The following is a 15,333-nucleotide window of genomic DNA, read 5'->3' on the forward strand; positions in this document are numbered from 1 at the left end:
AAGCTTTGTGTGCCCATCTGACGACAAGGTGAGTTAGATGAAGACCTGCCGGACCGCCTGTCAACCGGCCTGTCGTCCGGGTAGGAAGGAGCCGGGGCGCGCACGGCCATGCGACACGGTCGCATCTTCGTGTGGTGCGGCTGGCGGGGCGGGAAAGGCAAGGTTCGGCTTGCATCGCGCGGCCTGCCGCGCAAGGAAGGACTGAGGGTTGCGAAGGGAACGGGGAAGCGGGATGCGTGGGCGGGAGGGCCGGAGGGCGGAGACGGGCGTGGCGACCATCTGGACCGCGGGGCGGATCGCCCGTTTCGGGCGCCTGGCGCGCAGGGCGACCGGCGCACCCGCGGGCGGTGCCGCGCTGTGCCTCGGGCTTGCGCTGGGGCTGGCGGTGGCTCCGCTCCCGGGCCATGCCGCGCCCGAGCGGACCGAATCCGTCACCTTCACCTATGGCCCCGACGGGCAGAGTGCGGTCAGCGGCCCTCTGACGGTGCACCTGACGCAGGCCGCGGACGGGCTTGGATGGCACCTCGTGCTGATCAACGCCGAGGCCGCCGCCGCTGCGGCCGCCGCCGCAAAGGCCGCCGCCGCAAAACCGGCGGCACCGGGCACCACGCCCGGCGACGGGGCGGCGACCGATGGCAAGAAGGCCGGGGCGGACGCGCCAGCCCCATCCGGCGCCCCGTCCAGCGCTCCGTCCGGAACTGCGGCCCCTGCACCCGACGCGGGCGTGGCAGGAAAGGAACCGGTGACGGGCGATCAACCCGGGGCGGCCCCGGCGGGGGCGTCCTCATCTTCTGCTGCCGCCTCATCTTCGGCGGCGGCCCGGGCCACGGCCGCTTCGGCCGCCGCGGCGGCGGCTGCGGGGGCGGAACCGGGCACGGCCGAGGCTGATTTCCAGGGGCCGGAACCGGCGGAGCCGCGCCTTTCGGGCTGGAACCGGGTGACCTATTGCGGCCAGGAGGTGCTTTTGATCACGCTCCGCTATCCGCCGCCGCAACTGGCCGATACGCCGCAATATCTTTACGAGACCTTCGCCTTCCTGCCCGCCGTGCCGCGCTATCTCGACCGGGCCGAGGTGCCCTTTGCCGGGATCGCCCCGGCCCCGGCCGGCGGCAAGGTGCCCGATGGGGTGCATTATCCGCAGCCGGTGCTCGTCGCCTGCAAGCCCGGTAGCGGCGATGCCTACGACTTTCATTTCAAGACCTCGGGGAACTGAGGTGGCGCAAGCCGGGGAGCAGGCCAGAGAGCAGGTCGGGGAGCAAGCCGGGGCGCAGGCGGGGGAGCAGGAGGCGCCGCCGGCGATCGTGCAGCGCGCGCTGCCCTTCGCGCCCTGGGCCGATCCGCGCACCCGGCGCCTGCCGGGGATCCTGCCACTGGCGCCGGACGATTGGCTGGAGGCCGACGATGCCTTCGCCGCCCAGATGGCCGAGCGTGATCGGCTGATCGCGGAGACACCTGCGACGGTCCACGCCCTGCTGCCCCGGGCAGAGCCCGCGGCGCGGGAACTGCTCGACACCGTGCTGGAGATCCTCACCGCGCGCCCCGGCTACCGGGTCGGGGCGGCCGAGGTGCTGCGTCCCGACGGAGCCTGCGTGCCCCTCGACCGCGCGGCGCCGCTGCTGACGCTGGGGCGGCTCTGCCAGGAGGATTTCTGCCTGCTCGAGGCCGAGGCGGCGGAGCATGCCCTCACCGGGGCGATCCTGTGCTTTCCCGCAAGCTGGACGCTGGCCGAGAAGATCGGGCGCCCGCTGATCGGCATTCACCGACCCGTCGATGTCTATGATGACGACCTCGCGCGGCGGGTGCAGCGGCTGTTCGACGCGATCCGGCCGGGGCGGGCGCTCTGGCGGCAGAACGCACTGCTCTATGCCGATCCGGCGTTGCACCATCCGCGGCGCGAAGACAGCCCCCGCGCGCGCCCCGCGGCGGATGCCGCCCGCTTTGTGCGGTCAGAGAAGCAATGCCTGGTGCGGCTGCCGAAGACGGGCGCGGTGGTGTTCTCGATCCACACCTATGTGGTCAGGGTCGAGGATCTGACGCCGGAACAGGCGCAGGCGCTGGCCGATCACCCGATCGGCCGGGCCGGCTGACAGCCCGTCGCCTGGTGCTAGGCGGGGTGCGCGTCAGGAAATGATGCTGATGACGGTCTGGGCAAGGGCGCCATGGCCCAGCATGCCGTGGTTCAGCAGGGCATGGCCGATGCCGATCGCGGCGCCGGTCAGGGCGGTCGCGCGCGCGGTCAGCTTGGCATCCTCGCCGCCCAGCACGTTGTAGGTCATCAGCGCGGCACCGACGGGCAGCGCCACCAGCATCAGCGTGGTGTTGACGGCATAGATCGACAGGCGGTGCGCCAGGATCGGTTTGCTGTCCTCCTCCTCTGCCGCCTCGGGGTAGAGCGCGCGGCGGATGCGGTCGGCCTGGGCGATGTCTGCGGGCGGCAGATCGGGGAGATCGTTCGCAGCCAGCGCCGCGAAATCGGCCCGCGCGTCGATCTCGATCTGCTTCGGGCCCTCGGCGGCGGGGGCGTCGGCGGATTCGGCCAGCGGCTCGGGCAGCCGGGGCAGGCGCATCGGTTCGGTCGTCGGGATCTCGGTCACCAGGCGGTCCATCAGCCGGCGCACCGGCAGTCCGCCGAAGCGCTGCTGGCCGCGCGCGTCGACCGCCGGTTCATCGGGCGCCGGGGCGGGGGTGGCCACGGCCGTGGGTGCACTCAGCGCGGCGGGGACGGGTGACTCCTCGAGCGGACGTTGCGCGGTCTCCAGCGCATTGTCGACGAGGTCGTCGAAATCCTCGGGCGTCGCGACGCCCTGGAAATCCTTCCACAGCACGAGTTCGGCCGGGTTCTGATCGAGGATCGCTGCCGCGACGGACTGGCAGAGCTGCTTGCGGAAGCGCGCAAGGCGGGTGCCCGCGCGCCAGTCCGGCCCCGGCCCGACGCATAGCACGAGAACCGCAGCACAGGTATCGGGTGCCGCGGCGATTCCGGCTTCCCAATAGCCCAGCATCACCCGCGATCCATCGACGTCGATCGTGACGATGTCGTCGTGATCCCAGGACAGTTGCATCGTGTCCTCGAAGCTCCCGCGCAGCGCGGTCTCGATTCGCGACACGTACCCGGCGAAATTCAGGGCCGGGCGCTCTGCGAAGAGCAGCGAAACAGATGTGCTGGTAGCGTTCAGGCACGCGGCGTCATACATGACGGTCTCCGAGTCAGTTCCCGTTTACCATTGCGGCGGAATGTGCCGCATTTGCGGCGAATTGTGGAAATTTATGGATAACAACGGGTTGTGACTGTTTCTTTGACTGCGACAATCTTGGAGAAACCGCGTCAAACCCGGCTTATCGTTTCCTGAAGGGGCCCGGGTTGTTGCCGGATCGGCAATTTCCCGCCCTTAACGAAAAAAGGGCGCCGAAGTGGCGCCCTTTCGTTGTTTTCGAACCGTCGCCGCGGCGATCAGCAGCTGTAGTACAGCTGGTATTCGACCGGGTGCGGGGTGTGCTCGTAGGCGTAGACCTCTTCCCACTTGAGCGCCATGTAGCCCTCGAGCTGGTCCTTGGTGAACACGTCGCCGGCGAGCAGGAACTCGTGGTCCTTCTCCAGCTCTTCCAGCGCCTCGCGGAGCGAACCGCAGACGGTCGGGATCGCGGCCAGCTCTTCCGGCGGCAGATCGTACAGGTCCTTGTCCGAGGACGGGCCCGGGTCGATCTTGTTCTTGATGCCGTCGAGGCCGGCCATCAGCAGCGCCGCGAAGGCGAGGTAGGGGTTCGCCGACGGGTCGGGGAAGCGGGCTTCCACACGCTTGGCCTTCGGCGATTCCGCCCACGGAATACGCACGCAGCCCGAGCGGTTGCGGGCCGAGTAGGCGCGCAGCACGGGGGCCTCGAAGCCCGGGATCAGGCGCTTGTAGCTGTTGGTGCCCGGGTTGGTCAGCGCGTTCAGCGCCTTGGCGTGCTTCAGGATGCCGCCGATGAAGTAGAGCGCTTCCTGGCTGAGGTCGGCGTACTTGTCGCCGGCGAACAGCGGCTTGCCGTCTTTCCAGACCGACATGTTCACGTGCATGCCCGTGCCGTTGTCGCCCTTGATCGGCTTCGGCATGAAGGTCGCCGTCTTGCCGTAGGCATGCGCCACGTTGTGGATCACGTACTTGTACTTCTGGATGTTGTCGGCCTGCTCGGTCAGCCCGCCGAAGATCATGCCCAGCTCATGCTGGCACGAGGCGACCTCGTGGTGGTGCTTGTCCACCTTCATGCCCATGCGCTTCATGGTCATGAGCATTTCCGAACGCAGGTCCTGCGCGTCGTCGACCGGGTTGACCGGGAAGTAGCCGCCCTTGACGCCCGGACGATGGCCGGTGTTGCCGGTCTCGTATTCGGTGTCGGTGTTCCAGGCACCGTCGATCGCGTCGACTTCGTAGGCCACCTTGTTCATGGAGACCGAGTAGCGGACGTTGTCGAAGATGAAGAACTCGGCCTCGGGGCCGAAGTAGGCGGCATCGCCGATGCCCGAGGACTTCAGGTAGGCCTCGGCCTTGACCGCGGTCGACCGCGGGTCGCGGTCATAGGCTTCGCCGGTGTCGGGCTCGACCACGTTGCAGTGCAGGCAGAGCGTCTTCTCGGCGTAGAACGGGTCGATGTAGGCGCTGTCCGCATCCGGCATCAGTTTCATGTCGGACTGGTCGATCGACTTCCAGCCGGCGATCGACGAGCCGTCGAACATGAAGCCCTCGTCGAGGAAATCCTCATCGACCTGGTCGGCCATGACCGTCACATGCTGCAGCTTGCCGCGCGGATCGGTGAAGCGGATGTCGACGTATTCGACCTCCTCGTCCTTGAGGGTCTTGAGAACCTTGTTCTTGCTCATGTGACCTGGATCCCTTCTGTTTGAGCAGTGGTTTGGGCGGCGGGCGTCAGAGCGCCTCGTCGCCGGATTCGCCGGTGCGGATGCGGATCGCCTGTTCCACGGGGCTGACGAAGATCTTGCCGTCGCCGATCTTGTCGGTGCGCGCCGCGGCGATGATCGCCTCGACCGCACTGTCGACCAGATCGTCGGCAAGCACCACCTCGACCTTAACCTTGGGAAGGAAATCCACGACATATTCCGCGCCGCGGTAGAGTTCTGTGTGACCCTTTTGCCGGCCGAAGCCCTTGACCTCGATGACCGAAAGCCCCTGGACGCCGACCTCTTGCAGGGCTTCCTTGACCTCGTCGAGCTTGAAGGGCTTGATGATGGCCTCGATTTTCTTCATCGCCGACGACTCCCTGTGCCAGATGCCTCTCCGACCCGTGTCTGATCATGTCCCACCGGGGGCCACAATCGCGTCTCCCCCGGGGGCGGGGGGCGGGGGGCGGATTCCGGTGGTGTCGATTAAAACTTGTGCATCATGGCGCGATAATGGGCTTTTTGAGAACAATGGAGTCAAGGATGCGTGAGCCGGCGGGGGAAACGGTGCTCACGGCGGCCGCGATGCGCGCCGAAGAGGCGGCAGCGATCGGGTCAGGCGCGGTCACCGGGCGTGAGCTGATGGAGCGGGCAGGGGCCGGGGTTGTGGAGGCGCTGCTGTCCCGATGGCCGGAATTCGCGGCGGATCCGGGGCGGGCTCTCGTGCTGTGCGGGCCGGGCAACAACGGCGGCGACGGGTATGTCGTCGCGCGACTGCTTCACGGGCGCGGCTGGGCGGTCGAGCTTTTCGCACTTGGCGATCTGACGGCGCTGCCGCCCGACGCGGCGGCGAACACGGCGCGCTGGCGGGACCTCGGCGATATCCACCCGCTTGATCCGGAGGCCGTGGCTGACCTGGAAACGTTGGCAGGCGGGGCCGTGGCAGGCGGGGCGGGGATCCGCGCGCCCGACCTGGTGATAGATGCGCTCTTCGGTACCGGGCTGAGCCGCCCGCTTTCCGGTGTGGCGCTGGCGGGGCTGCGGGCGGCGGCCGCCTCGGGCGCGCCGCTGGTCGCGGTCGACATCCTGTCGGGTCTGTGTGCCGACAGCGGGCGGGTGCTGGGGAAGGCGACTTTGCCAGAGGCCGCCCTGACCGTTACCTTCCACCGCGCGAAGCCGGGGCATTTCCTTGCCGACGGCGCGGTTCTGTCGGGCCGGGTGGAGGTGGCCGATATCGGGCTTGCTCCACTGGACGACGCGGCGGAGGATTCGGCGGGCGGGTCGCGGCTTGCGGCGCCGGCGGTGGGGCGACTGGGCAAGGCAGTGGCGGCGCACAAGTACGGGCATGGCCACGCGCTGGTTCTTGCGGGCGGGCCGGGCCATGGCGGCGCGGCGCGGCTAGCGGCGCGCGGGGCGCTGCGGACCGGCGCCGGGCTGGTGACGCTGGGCTGCACCAAGGCGGCGATGGCCGAGAATGCGGCACAGCTCACCGCGATCATGCTGCGCGACATTGGCGGGCCCATGGATCTGGGCGAGGTTCTGGAGGACCGTCGGCTTTCGGCGGTCTGTCTCGGGCCGGGGCTCGGGGTGGGAGAGGCGACCCGGGCGCTGGTCGCGACGGCACTGTCGGCGGGACCGGCGGTGGTGCTCGACGCCGATGCGCTGACATCCTTTGCCGAGACGCCGGACCGTCTCTTCGAGGCGGTCGCCTCTCATCGTAGCTCCGGCGGCGTGGTGCTGACCCCGCATGGCGGCGAATTCGCGCGGCTGTTTCCCGACCTGGCCGGGCGGCTGGCGACCCCGGCCGAGACCGGACCCGCGTGGTCGCGGCTGGATGCGGCGCGGGCCGCGGCCAGGCGGTCGGGCGCGGTGGTGCTGCTGAAGGGGGCGGATACGGTGATCGCGGCGCCGGAGGGGCGCGCCCGGATCCACGCCGCCACCGGCGCGCAAGCGGCGCCCTGGCTGGCCACCGCCGGGGCGGGGGACGTTCTGGCGGGGTTCATTACCGGCCTGCTGGCGCGCGGGTTCGACCCGCTGACGGCGGCGGAATCGGCGGCCTGGCTGCACGCCGCCTGCGCGCGGAGTTTCGGCCCGGGCCTGATCGCCGAGGACCTGCCGGAAGAATTGCCCCGGGTGTTTCGCGGGCTGGGCCTCTAGAGTACGTCGGGCTGGAGGGAGGGGCCTCCCGAGAAGGGGCGCTGGCTGCGTGACGAAGGTCGCTACTTTTCTCCCTGCGCTCGGGACGTAGGTGGAAGAAGAGACGGCCCAGCCCGGCGTTAGCTTGAAAGGCGTGCGAGAGAAGGCCGGTGCCCCCCGCACGGCGGGCATTCAGCCACCGCGGCGTTTGGCGGTCATCTCGGCGCAGCGCGACATCGGATCGGCATTACGGCAATGCCGCTGCCGCCGGCCTGTGGCGCGTTCCGTCGGGGCGGCCCGTCACAGCGTTTGCCTGAGGGGCGTGCGAGAGAAGGCCGGTGCCTCCCGCACGGCGGGCATTCAGCCACCGCGACATGTGGCAGTCATCTCGGCGCAGCGCGACATCGGAGCCGCTTACGGCAATGCCGCTGTCGCCGGCCCGTGTCACGATCCGCTGGGGGCGGGCCGCCAGGAGGCGCCCCTCGATTGACACCCCGGGCGCCGGGACGTAGACGAGGACGGCAATTTCAGGCGCCAAGGGACGGGCCGCAGGGTGAAGTCAGTCGCCATCGTCATTCCGATGCACAACGAGGCCGAGGCCGCAGCCCCCCTGATCGAGGGGATCGCTGCCGCCTGCGCCGAGCTTGACGGGTTCGAGATCATCGCCGTCGACGACGGGTCCACCGACGAGACCGCGGCGCGGCTGGCGGCGCTGCGGACGTCGATTCCCCAGCTGCGCGTGCTGCACCATCCCAGGGCGGGCGGGCAGAGCGCGGCGGTGCATTCCGGGGTGCAGGCGGCCGAGGCGCCGATCTGCTGCACGCTGGACGGCGACGGGCAGAACCCGCCCTCGGAACTGCCCAAGCTCTGGCGCCCGCTGATCGCCGATACCGAGGGCCGGGTCGGCCTCGTCGCGGGGCAGCGGGTCAACCGGCAGGACACGGCGTCCAAGCGGTGGGCCTCGACCGCGGCGAACCGGATTCGGGCCTGGGCGCTCAAGGACGGCACGCGCGACACCGGTTGCGGGCTGAAGGGCTTCCGGCGCGAGGCCTTCCTGGCGTTTCCCTATTTCGACCACATGCACCGTTACCTTCCGGCGCTTGCCAGGCGCGACGGCTGGGATGTCGTCCTCGTCGACGTCGCCCACAAGGAGCGCGAGACCGGCTCTTCCAAGTACAACAACCTTCAGCGTGCCTTCGTCGGCATCCGCGACCTGATGGGCGTGGCCTGGCTGATCTCGCGCCGCAAGAAGGCCCGGGCGGTCGAGGTGACCGCCGCTGCGGCCGAGACCGGGGCCGGGGTCACGGAGGGCCGGATCGCCGCCGCAAGGCCGGGCGCCGAGCCCGGGGAGCAGGCGCGATGATCGACACGCTATTGCGGGTGTTCCATGTCGACAGCGGCCTGGAACTGACCTGGGTGATGATCGGCCTCTTCGGACAGCTGCTGTTCACCGGCCGGTTCCTCGTGCAATGGATCGCGTCCGAACGCGCCAAGCGGTCCGTGGTGCCGGTGCTGTTCTGGTACTTCTCGATCGGCGGCGGGCTGATCCTGCTGGCCTACGCGCTCTACCGCCGCGACCCGGTGTTCATCCTCGGCCAGTCGATGGGGGTGTTCATCTATGCCCGCAATCTCTGGCTGATCCGGGCCGAGCGCCGTGTCGGCTGAGACGCGCACCGTCGGCGGCCCCGCCGTGCATCCCTGCGCGCCCGGGGCGCGGGAGGGCTGGCTGGGGCCGGTCCTCGTGCTGGTGGGGGCAGTCACGTTATTGCGGGTGCTCGCGCTGGCGGGGGACCGGACCGACCTCTTCGTCGACGAGACGCAATACTGGTTCTGGGGGCAGCACCTCGCCTTCGGCTATTACTCCAAGCCGCCGCTGATCGGCTGGGTGATCCGCGCGGTCACCACACTGTTCGGCTCGGACGCGCCATTCTTCGTGCGGTTGCCAGCGCCGCTGTTTCACGGCGCGACGGCGCTGATCCTCGGGGCCATCGCGGCGCGTTACCGGGGTCGGGGGGCGGCGCTGTGGGTGGCCGCGGGCTATGCCACGCTGCCGATGGTGGCGGTGGGCAGCCTGCTGATCTCCACCGACACGATCATGTTCCCGTTCCTTGCCGCGTCGCTGATGTTCTGGCTCAGGCTGTGCGAGCGGCCGGAGGAGGGCGAGACCGGCCTCGCCCTCGGTGCGGGAATCGCCCTGGGCCTTGGCTTCATGGCGAAATATGCCGCGATCTACTTCCTGCTCTGCGCGCTGCTGGGGGCGCTGGCGGTGCCACGGTTCCGGCCCTCTTGGCGGGCGGCGGCGCTGGCGACACTGGGCTTTGCCGCGGCGATCTGGCCGAACGTCGTGTGGAACGCCGCGACGGGCTTTCCGACAGTCGAGCATACGGCCGACAACATCGGCTGGGTGCGCGCGCCCGAGGCGCGGGCCGGGCTGCACTGGGCCAAGCTGGGCGAGTTCTTCGTGGCCCAGTTCGGGGTGATGGGGCCGGTCGCCTTCGGCCTTCTGCTGTGGCATGCCGCCCGGCTGCGGCGGCTGGCGCCCGAGGAGCGCGTGCTGCTGGCCTTCGCACTGCCGATCCTGGCGATCGTGATGGTGCAGGCGCTTCTGTCGCGGGCCTATGCGAACTGGGCGGCGGCGGCCTATATCGCGGGCGCGCTGCTGGTCTTCTGGCAGGGCGGGCGATGGATCCGGGGCGCGGCGATCGCGCTCAACCTCGTGGCCTGCGTGGCGCTGCCGGTGATGGCGGTCTGGCCCGACGCGGTGCGCCAGCCTGACGGGCGCACGGTCATGCACCGCTACATGGGCCGCGCCGCGCTGTCGCACTGGATCATCGGGCAGGCGCAGCTTGCCGCCCTTCCGGCGGTCGTGACCCGCGACCGCGGCGTGATCGCCGACCTGTTCTACACCGGGCGCAACTCGGGCCTGGCCTTCTACGCGACCCCTCCGCAGGGCCGCCCGCGCGATCAGTACGAGCTGACCGAGGCGCTGCCCGCCGGAACCTCGGGCGATGTCCTCTTCGTCACCAGCAATGCGGGGGCGGCCTGCGCCCAGGGCCTGACCCCGCTGGCCGAGACCACGCCGAAGGATGGGGCCTACAAGGGCCATACCTTCCGCGCCTACCGCGTGCCGGCCTCGTGCTGGGCAGGCGGCGGCAGCGGCGGCTGACCGCGCCCGGCCCCGACCGGGGAAGCGCCCGAAAGCGCCCGGGGCGCCGCCTTCTTTCCTGCAAGAATGCTCCTCGCGGGGTCACGGCCCCGGTTCCGGATCCGGGGCGCGCATGACTGGCGGGGCGGCCTCTCGCGCCCGGCCCATGACCTGCGAACCCGGCGCGAAAAAGCGGCGCCTCCGGTCACGCAGCCTCTTGCGCAGCCGGTAACCAAGGCGCTATGCAGCGCCCCGGACCCGGGTGATTAGCTCAGTTGGTAGAGCGCCTCGTTTACACCGAGGATGTCGGGAGTTCGAGTCTCTCATCACCCACCATTCCCCGCGCGGCCTCCGCCCTGCGTCGCCTTCCCAACCGCGCGGCCCGCTCAGTCGCAGCGCGCGGTCATGCCGCCATCCACCACGATCTCGGTCCCGGTGATGAACCGGGCTTCGTCGGAGGCGAGGAACAGCGCCGCATTCGCGGTGTCGCGCCCGTCGCCCATGAAACCCAGCGGGATGCGTTTCAGCCGCGACGCCAGCAGCGCATCGACATCGCCCCCCGCGCGTTGCCCGGCAAGACGCGCCTCGACCATCGGCGTGTGCAGCTGCCCGGGGACCACGGTGTTCACCCGCACGCCCCGCGGGGCGTATTCCACGGCCACCACGCGGCCGAACTGGATCACCCCGGCCTTGGTCGCGGCATAGGCCGATTGCGCCGCCCCGGTCCAGCGCAGGCCGGAGGTCGAGGCGGTGTTGACGATCGCCCCCGATCCCTGCGACGCCATGTGCGGCAGCACGCTGCGGCAGGTCAGGTAGACGCTTTTCAGGTTGAAATCGATCTGCCGGTCCCAGGTCTCCTCGTCCATCTCGACCGGGCCACCCTTGGCCGACCCGCCCACGTTGTTCACGAGGATATCGACCCGCCCGAAGGCGTCGAGACAGGCGGTCACCATCGCCTCGACCGACGCGCGGTCGGTCACGTCGCACAGGTGCGGCACGATCTCGCCCCCGGCGGCGCGGGTGCGGGTCAGCGTCTCTTCCATCGGGTCGGGCCTCAGGTCCACGGCGAAGACCTTCGCGCCCTCCTCGGCGAAGCGCACGCAGGCGGCGCGGCCGTTGCCCCAGCCGGGACCTACGCAGCCGGCGCCGGTGACGATGGCGACCTTTCCCTCCAGACGTCCGGCCATCATGCAATCTCCCCGTCCGGAAAGCGGTAAAGGCGTTGCGGATTGCGCACCATCAGGGTCTCCAGCATTTCGGGCGTCGGCGCGATGGTCGACAGAAGGTCGGTCAGCACCCCGTCGTCGGGCGGCGCGGCGCGGTAGTTCGGATGCGGCCAGTCGGTGCCCCAGAGCACGCGGTCGGGGAAATCGGCCACCAGCCGCCGGGCGAAGGGCGTGGCGTCGGCGTAGGGCGGCTCCTGACGCGAGGCGCGCTCGGACCCCGAGACCTTGAGCCAGATGTGGGGATGCTCGGCCAGCTTCAGCAGCGCCGCGAAGGGCGCCTGATCGGGCCCTTCCGATGCGTCGATCCGGCCCATGTGGTCGATCACCACCGGCACCGGCAGCGCGGCCAGAACCGGGGCCAGCTCGGCAATCAGCCCGGCCTCCATGTGGATCAGCAGGTGCCAGCCCCGCGCCGCCAGCCGTGGACCGAGGGCGCGCAATTCCTCGACGCTGGCACCGGGTGCGAGGTGGGACATGTAGTTGAATCGCAGGCCGCGGAAGCCCTGCGCGTCCAGTGTGTCGAGCTCCGCGTCACTGACCGAGGGCGGGGCCAGCGCGATGCCAAGGTAGCGCCCGGGCCGCGCGGCGATGGCGTCGGCCACGACGGAATTGTCGAACCCGTGGCAGCCCGACTGCACGATCACACAGCGGCGGATCCCCAGCATGTCGTGCAGCGCGAAAAGACGTTCCTTCGGCGCGTCTCCGGGGCGGAAGCGGCTGTCGCTTGCATAGGGAAAGCGGCTGGTCGGGCCGAAGACGTGGCAATGGCAATCGGTCGCGCCCGCGGGCAGCGTGATCGCGGGGCGCGAGGGGGCGGGGTTCCAGGTGATCTCGGCGGTGTTTTCCTGTGCCATGATCTCAGCCAAGCTCCCGCGGCGCGTCGTCGGGGGGCGAGACGTGGAAGATGTTCAGGGTCAGCGAGATAAGCGAATAATACCCCAGCAGCCCGACCAGATCGACGAGGCGGTCCTCGCCCAGCACCGCGACCGCCCGGGAATAGAGCGCATCGGGCACCTGCCGCGTCTGGTGCGCGGCAAGGGTGACGGCGTGGACGACCTCTTCCTCCTCGGTCTCAAAGGGCGGCTTCGCCCCGGTGCGGATCGCCTCGATCACCTCCGCGCTCAGGCCGGCGTTCAGCCCGTGGGGCTTGTGCGCGAACCATTCGTATTCGGCCTCCCAGATCCGCGCGATGGTCAGGATCGCCAGCTCCGACAGGCGGGGCGACAGGGTCGTGTCATAGCGGCAGTAGCGCCCCAGCGCTTGCGCGCTGGCGGCAAGCTCGGGCCGGTGCAGCCAGATCGCCAGCGGTCCGCGCACCCCGCCCCGGGGCCCCGAGGCGATGGCGTCGTGGATCTCCTGCTGGCGCGGGGTAAGGGTGGCGGGGTCGGGCGGCGCGAGGCGCTGTGCGGGCCAGTCGGTCATCAGGAGGTCTCCGGCGGTCTTGCGGTGGCGGAAAAGGCGGGCTCGGCCGCGGCGAAGGCGTCGAGCCAGCGCACGACGCCCGGGAAGGCGGGGCGCCAGTCGACCGGGCGGCGCCAGTCGAGATATCCCAGCGCGCAGGCCAGCGAGATCGAAGCGATGTCGGTGCGCCCGGGGTCCGGCGGCGCGGCCTGGATCACCGACAGGGCGCGTTCCACCTTGCCGCGCTGGTGCGACAGCCAGCGGTCCGAGACCTTGGCCTCGTCGCGGAAGCGGCGTTCGTAGACCATGAGGAGGCCCGCGTCGGTGATCCCGTCGGCCAGCACGGCCTGCGTCAGCACGCGGAACCGCTCCGTCCCGGCGCGGGGGCAAAGCCTGCCGCCCCCCGCCAGCGCGTCGAGGTATTCGAGGATCGTGCGGCTGTCGTAGAGCGTCTCGCCGCCGACGATCAGGCAGGGCATCTTGCCCAGCGGGTTCTGCCGCCTCAGGTCGTCTTCGGGGTCCAGGGTGTCGGCATGGATCACCTCGACCTGCCCGTGCAGGCCCAGCTCGTGGAGTGCGATCCGCACCTTGCGGCCATAGGGCGAGGTGAGCGAGCTGCGCAGCGTCATGCGTGGCGGCATGTCCGGAGACGGGGTGTGTATCGGGTCGGCCATCAGTTGCCCATCCTGCTGGGAAGGTAGAGCGCGAGCTCGGGGAAGATGCAGAGCAGGATCAGCATGAAGAAGCCTGCCAGCACGAAGGGGACGAGGCCGCGGAACACGTCCTCCAGCTTCACCCGCCCGCCCGAGGAAGCCTGCACCACGAAACAGTTGATGCCCACGGGCGGGGTGACGGCGCCGATCTCGACCAGGAGCACGACGAAGATGCCGAACCAGATCGGGTCGAAGCCCAGCGACATCATCACCGGGTGGGTGATCGGCAGGGTGATCGCCAAGAGCGCCGGCGCGTCCATCATCATGCCGAGCGCGAGGTAGATCAGCGACACCAGCGCGACGATCACCCAGCGGTTCACCTGCAACCCCGTAAGGAACCCGCCCATCGCGTTCGCCAGCCCGCTGAGCGCGAGGAACTTGGAGAACACCAGCGCGCAGATCAGGATGGCAAAGATCATTGCAGAGGTGTGGATCGTCTCCATCAGCGTCTCGCGCAGCTTCACGCCCTTCAGGCCACGGTGCCGGATGATGGCGAGGACGAAGGTGAAGAGCGCCCCCATCGCGCCCGCCTCGGTGGGCGTGAAGATGCCGAGGTAGAGGCCCAGCACGATCAGCAGGATCACCAGCACGAGGGGACCGGCGAGGCGCAGCGAGGCCAGCTTTTCACGCAGCGTGAATTTCTGCTCTTCGCGCGGGGCAAGGGCGGGGTTGCGTGCCACGGTCAGCCAGATCGCGATGCACAGCACGATCGCGAAGATGATGCCGGGGATGAAGCCCGCGATCAGCAGGCCGCCGATGCTGCTGTCGGTCAGGATGCCGTAGACCACCACCAGAGACGACGGCGGGATCATCACCGCCAGCGTCCCCGCGATGGCGATCGAGGCCGAGGCAAGGCGCTTGTCGTAGCCGCGGTTGAGCATCTCGGGCAGCGCAAGCTTGGTGAACACGGTGGCCGTGCCGACCGAGGAGCCCGAGGCCGCGCCGAAGGCCGCCGCCCCCAGCGTGGTCGAGATCGCAAGCCCGCCGCGCATGTTGCCCAACCACCTTGTGGTGGCCTCGAACATGTCCTCGCCCAGCCCGGCCCGCATGGCGAAGAAGCCCATGAGCAGGAACAGCGGGATCACCGAGAAGTGGAAGGAATGCGTGGTGTCGAAGAACACCGTGCCAAGGATCGAGGTCGCCGCGTGAAAGCCCACGATCGCGGCAAGGCCTGCGGCCCCCACGAGGCCGAGCGCCACCATCACGTTGACCCCCGCGAGGATCGCCGCGAACAGGCAGACGACGCCGATCAGTCCGATCTCGATGCTCATTCCAGCACCTCCGCCATTTCGGGCAACTGCCAGCCCAGAGCGGCCAGAACCGCATCAATAAGGAATTGCACGGCCAGCAGGGCCAGGCCGAAGAACACCACGAACTTCACCGGCCAGAGCGGAAAGCTGATCGCCCCGCGCTCAAGTTCTCCGTAGGAATAGGCCTTCATCGCCATTTCCCATCCGGCCCAGGCGGCCCAGCCGAAGACCACGGCGCCGGCGGCCATGGCAAAGACCTGAAGTGCGCGGCGGGGGATTGGCGACAGGTGCTGGGTCAGCAGCGTCACCTTGATGTGGCCGCCGCCATGCTGGGTCAGCGCGACGGAGAGGAAGATCATGATCGGCAGTGCCGATTCCGTCAGTTCCAGCGTGCCGGGGATCGGCGCGTTGAACGCGTAGCGCATCAGCACGTTGGCGCAGACGAGGCACATGACTGCGAAGGTCATCAGCCCGGCGATCAGCCCGCAGAGGGCCAGCAGCCGGCCATAGAGATGGCGAAGGGAGACGAGTGTATCCATGGGGATCTCGCGGCGTCCGGAGGTGAGGGAAAGGCGGGGCGCGCCGG

At 69.6% G+C, this 15,333-nt stretch carries 15 protein-coding genes and 1 tRNA gene; 7 read left to right on the forward strand and 9 right to left on the reverse strand.

From position 1 onward, the window contains the following. The first annotated feature begins 268 nt into the window (after window positions 1–268). The gene (locus tag CVV76_RS25580) at window positions 269–1,213 is read left to right on the forward strand and encodes a hypothetical protein (RefSeq protein ID WP_146010245.1); all 945 of its coding nucleotides are present in this window, start codon (window positions 269–271) and stop codon (window positions 1,211–1,213) included. 1 nt (window position 1,214) lies between these two features. Continuing rightward, a complete protein-coding gene (locus CVV76_RS04940) occupies window positions 1,215–2,087 on the forward strand; it encodes a heme-dependent oxidative N-demethylase family protein (RefSeq protein WP_332888527.1) in 873 nt (290 codons plus the stop codon). A gap of 33 nt (window positions 2,088–2,120) precedes the next feature. On the opposite strand, the gene CVV76_RS04945 is transcribed toward CVV76_RS04940, so the two are convergent. The 3 genes from CVV76_RS04945 to CVV76_RS04955 form a co-directional block, all read right to left on the reverse strand. Beyond that, window positions 2,121–3,194: a hypothetical protein gene (locus tag CVV76_RS04945; RefSeq protein WP_102223533.1), complete on the reverse strand. Its 1,074-nt coding sequence runs from the start codon at window positions 3,192–3,194 to the stop codon at window positions 2,121–2,123. A 257-nt stretch (window positions 3,195–3,451) separates the two neighbouring features. After that, window positions 3,452–4,858, reverse strand: a complete 1,407-nt coding sequence (gene glnA, locus CVV76_RS04950) for a type I glutamate--ammonia ligase (RefSeq protein ID WP_102223534.1) — start codon at window positions 4,856–4,858, stop codon at window positions 3,452–3,454. 46 nt (window positions 4,859–4,904) lie between these two features. Next, window positions 4,905–5,243 carry a P-II family nitrogen regulator gene (locus CVV76_RS04955; RefSeq protein WP_102223535.1) on the reverse strand — a complete coding sequence of 113 codons (339 nt, stop codon included), beginning with the start codon at window positions 5,241–5,243 and terminating at the stop codon, window positions 4,905–4,907. A 176-nt stretch (window positions 5,244–5,419) separates the two neighbouring features. Between CVV76_RS04955 and CVV76_RS04960 the strand changes: the two genes are divergently transcribed. The 5 genes from CVV76_RS04960 to CVV76_RS04980 all read left to right on the forward strand — a co-directional run bounded on the left by CVV76_RS04960 (window position 5,420) and on the right by CVV76_RS04980 (window position 10,493). Beyond that, on the forward strand, window positions 5,420–7,033 hold the full coding sequence (locus tag CVV76_RS04960) for an NAD(P)H-hydrate dehydratase (protein ID WP_102223536.1): 1,614 nt from the start codon (window positions 5,420–5,422) through the stop codon (window positions 7,031–7,033). A 532-nt stretch (window positions 7,034–7,565) separates the two neighbouring features. Beyond that, on the forward strand, window positions 7,566–8,375 hold the full coding sequence (locus tag CVV76_RS04965) for a glycosyltransferase family 2 protein (RefSeq protein ID WP_102223537.1): 810 nt from the start codon (window positions 7,566–7,568) through the stop codon (window positions 8,373–8,375). Next, a complete protein-coding gene (locus CVV76_RS04970; protein ID WP_102223538.1) occupies window positions 8,372–8,677 on the forward strand; it encodes a lipid-A-disaccharide synthase N-terminal domain-containing protein in 306 nt (101 codons plus the stop codon). Before CVV76_RS04965 ends, CVV76_RS04970 begins: the two co-directional genes overlap by 4 nt. Continuing rightward, window positions 8,667–10,178, forward strand: coding sequence for an ArnT family glycosyltransferase (locus tag CVV76_RS04975; RefSeq protein ID WP_102223539.1), 1,512 nt, complete (start codon window positions 8,667–8,669; stop codon window positions 10,176–10,178). Before CVV76_RS04970 ends, CVV76_RS04975 begins: the two co-directional genes overlap by 11 nt. 239 nt (window positions 10,179–10,417) lie before the next feature. Next, window positions 10,418–10,493, forward strand: a tRNA-Val gene (locus CVV76_RS04980). Between the two features lie 50 nt (window positions 10,494–10,543). On the opposite strand, the gene CVV76_RS04985 is transcribed toward CVV76_RS04980, so the two are convergent. The 6 genes from CVV76_RS04985 to CVV76_RS05010 are packed head-to-tail and all read right to left on the reverse strand — an operon-like array spanning window position 10,544 to window position 15,286. Next, window positions 10,544–11,344, reverse strand: a complete 801-nt coding sequence (locus tag CVV76_RS04985) for an SDR family NAD(P)-dependent oxidoreductase (RefSeq protein ID WP_102223780.1) — start codon at window positions 11,342–11,344, stop codon at window positions 10,544–10,546. Then, window positions 11,344–12,237 carry an amidohydrolase family protein gene (locus CVV76_RS04990; protein WP_102223540.1) on the reverse strand — a complete coding sequence of 298 codons (894 nt, stop codon included), beginning with the start codon at window positions 12,235–12,237 and terminating at the stop codon, window positions 11,344–11,346. The genes CVV76_RS04985 and CVV76_RS04990 overlap by 1 nt, the downstream gene beginning before the upstream one ends. Window positions 12,238–12,241: 4 nt before the next feature. Next, window positions 12,242–12,805 carry a carboxymuconolactone decarboxylase family protein gene (locus CVV76_RS04995; RefSeq protein ID WP_102223541.1) on the reverse strand — a complete coding sequence of 188 codons (564 nt, stop codon included), beginning with the start codon at window positions 12,803–12,805 and terminating at the stop codon, window positions 12,242–12,244. After that, window positions 12,805–13,458, reverse strand: a complete 654-nt coding sequence (locus CVV76_RS05000; protein WP_233192718.1) for a glutathione S-transferase family protein — start codon at window positions 13,456–13,458, stop codon at window positions 12,805–12,807. The genes CVV76_RS04995 and CVV76_RS05000 overlap by 1 nt, the downstream gene beginning before the upstream one ends. Next, on the reverse strand, window positions 13,458–14,768 hold the full coding sequence (locus CVV76_RS05005) for a TRAP transporter large permease (RefSeq protein WP_102223542.1): 1,311 nt from the start codon (window positions 14,766–14,768) through the stop codon (window positions 13,458–13,460). Before CVV76_RS05005 ends, CVV76_RS05000 begins: the two co-directional genes overlap by 1 nt. Beyond that, window positions 14,765–15,286, reverse strand: a complete 522-nt coding sequence (locus CVV76_RS05010; RefSeq protein WP_102223543.1) for a TRAP transporter small permease subunit — start codon at window positions 15,284–15,286, stop codon at window positions 14,765–14,767. Before CVV76_RS05010 ends, CVV76_RS05005 begins: the two co-directional genes overlap by 4 nt. Window positions 15,287–15,333: the final 47 nt, after the last annotated feature.

The sequence above is a fragment of the Acidimangrovimonas sediminis genome (assembly GCF_002871005.1).
In the GTDB taxonomy this organism is placed as follows: Bacteria; Pseudomonadota; Alphaproteobacteria; order Rhodobacterales; family Rhodobacteraceae; genus Acidimangrovimonas; species Acidimangrovimonas sediminis.

Coding starts and splice junctions, on each gene's coding strand:
- CVV76_RS04985 (WP_102223780.1), bottom strand. CDS start 11,344: ATGGCCGGACGTCTGGAGGGAAAGGTCGCCATCGTCACCGGCGCCGGC.
- CVV76_RS04955 (WP_102223535.1), bottom strand. CDS start 5,243: ATGAAGAAAATCGAGGCCATCATCAAGCCCTTCAAGCTCGACGAGGTC.
- CVV76_RS04960 (WP_102223536.1), top strand. CDS start 5,420: ATGCGTGAGCCGGCGGGGGAAACGGTGCTCACGGCGGCCGCGATGCGC.
- CVV76_RS04970 (WP_102223538.1), top strand. CDS start 8,372: ATGATCGACACGCTATTGCGGGTGTTCCATGTCGACAGCGGCCTGGAA.
- CVV76_RS05010 (WP_102223543.1), bottom strand. CDS start 15,286: ATGGATACACTCGTCTCCCTTCGCCATCTCTATGGCCGGCTGCTGGCC.
- CVV76_RS04945 (WP_102223533.1), bottom strand. CDS start 3,194: ATGTATGACGCCGCGTGCCTGAACGCTACCAGCACATCTGTTTCGCTG.
- CVV76_RS04995 (WP_102223541.1), bottom strand. CDS start 12,805: ATGACCGACTGGCCCGCACAGCGCCTCGCGCCGCCCGACCCCGCCACC.
- glnA (WP_102223534.1), bottom strand. CDS start 4,858: ATGAGCAAGAACAAGGTTCTCAAGACCCTCAAGGACGAGGAGGTCGAA.
- CVV76_RS05005 (WP_102223542.1), bottom strand. CDS start 14,768: ATGAGCATCGAGATCGGACTGATCGGCGTCGTCTGCCTGTTCGCGGCG.
- CVV76_RS04990 (WP_102223540.1), bottom strand. CDS start 12,237: ATGGCACAGGAAAACACCGCCGAGATCACCTGGAACCCCGCCCCCTCG.
- CVV76_RS05000 (WP_233192718.1), bottom strand. CDS start 13,458: ATGGCCGACCCGATACACACCCCGTCTCCGGACATGCCGCCACGCATG.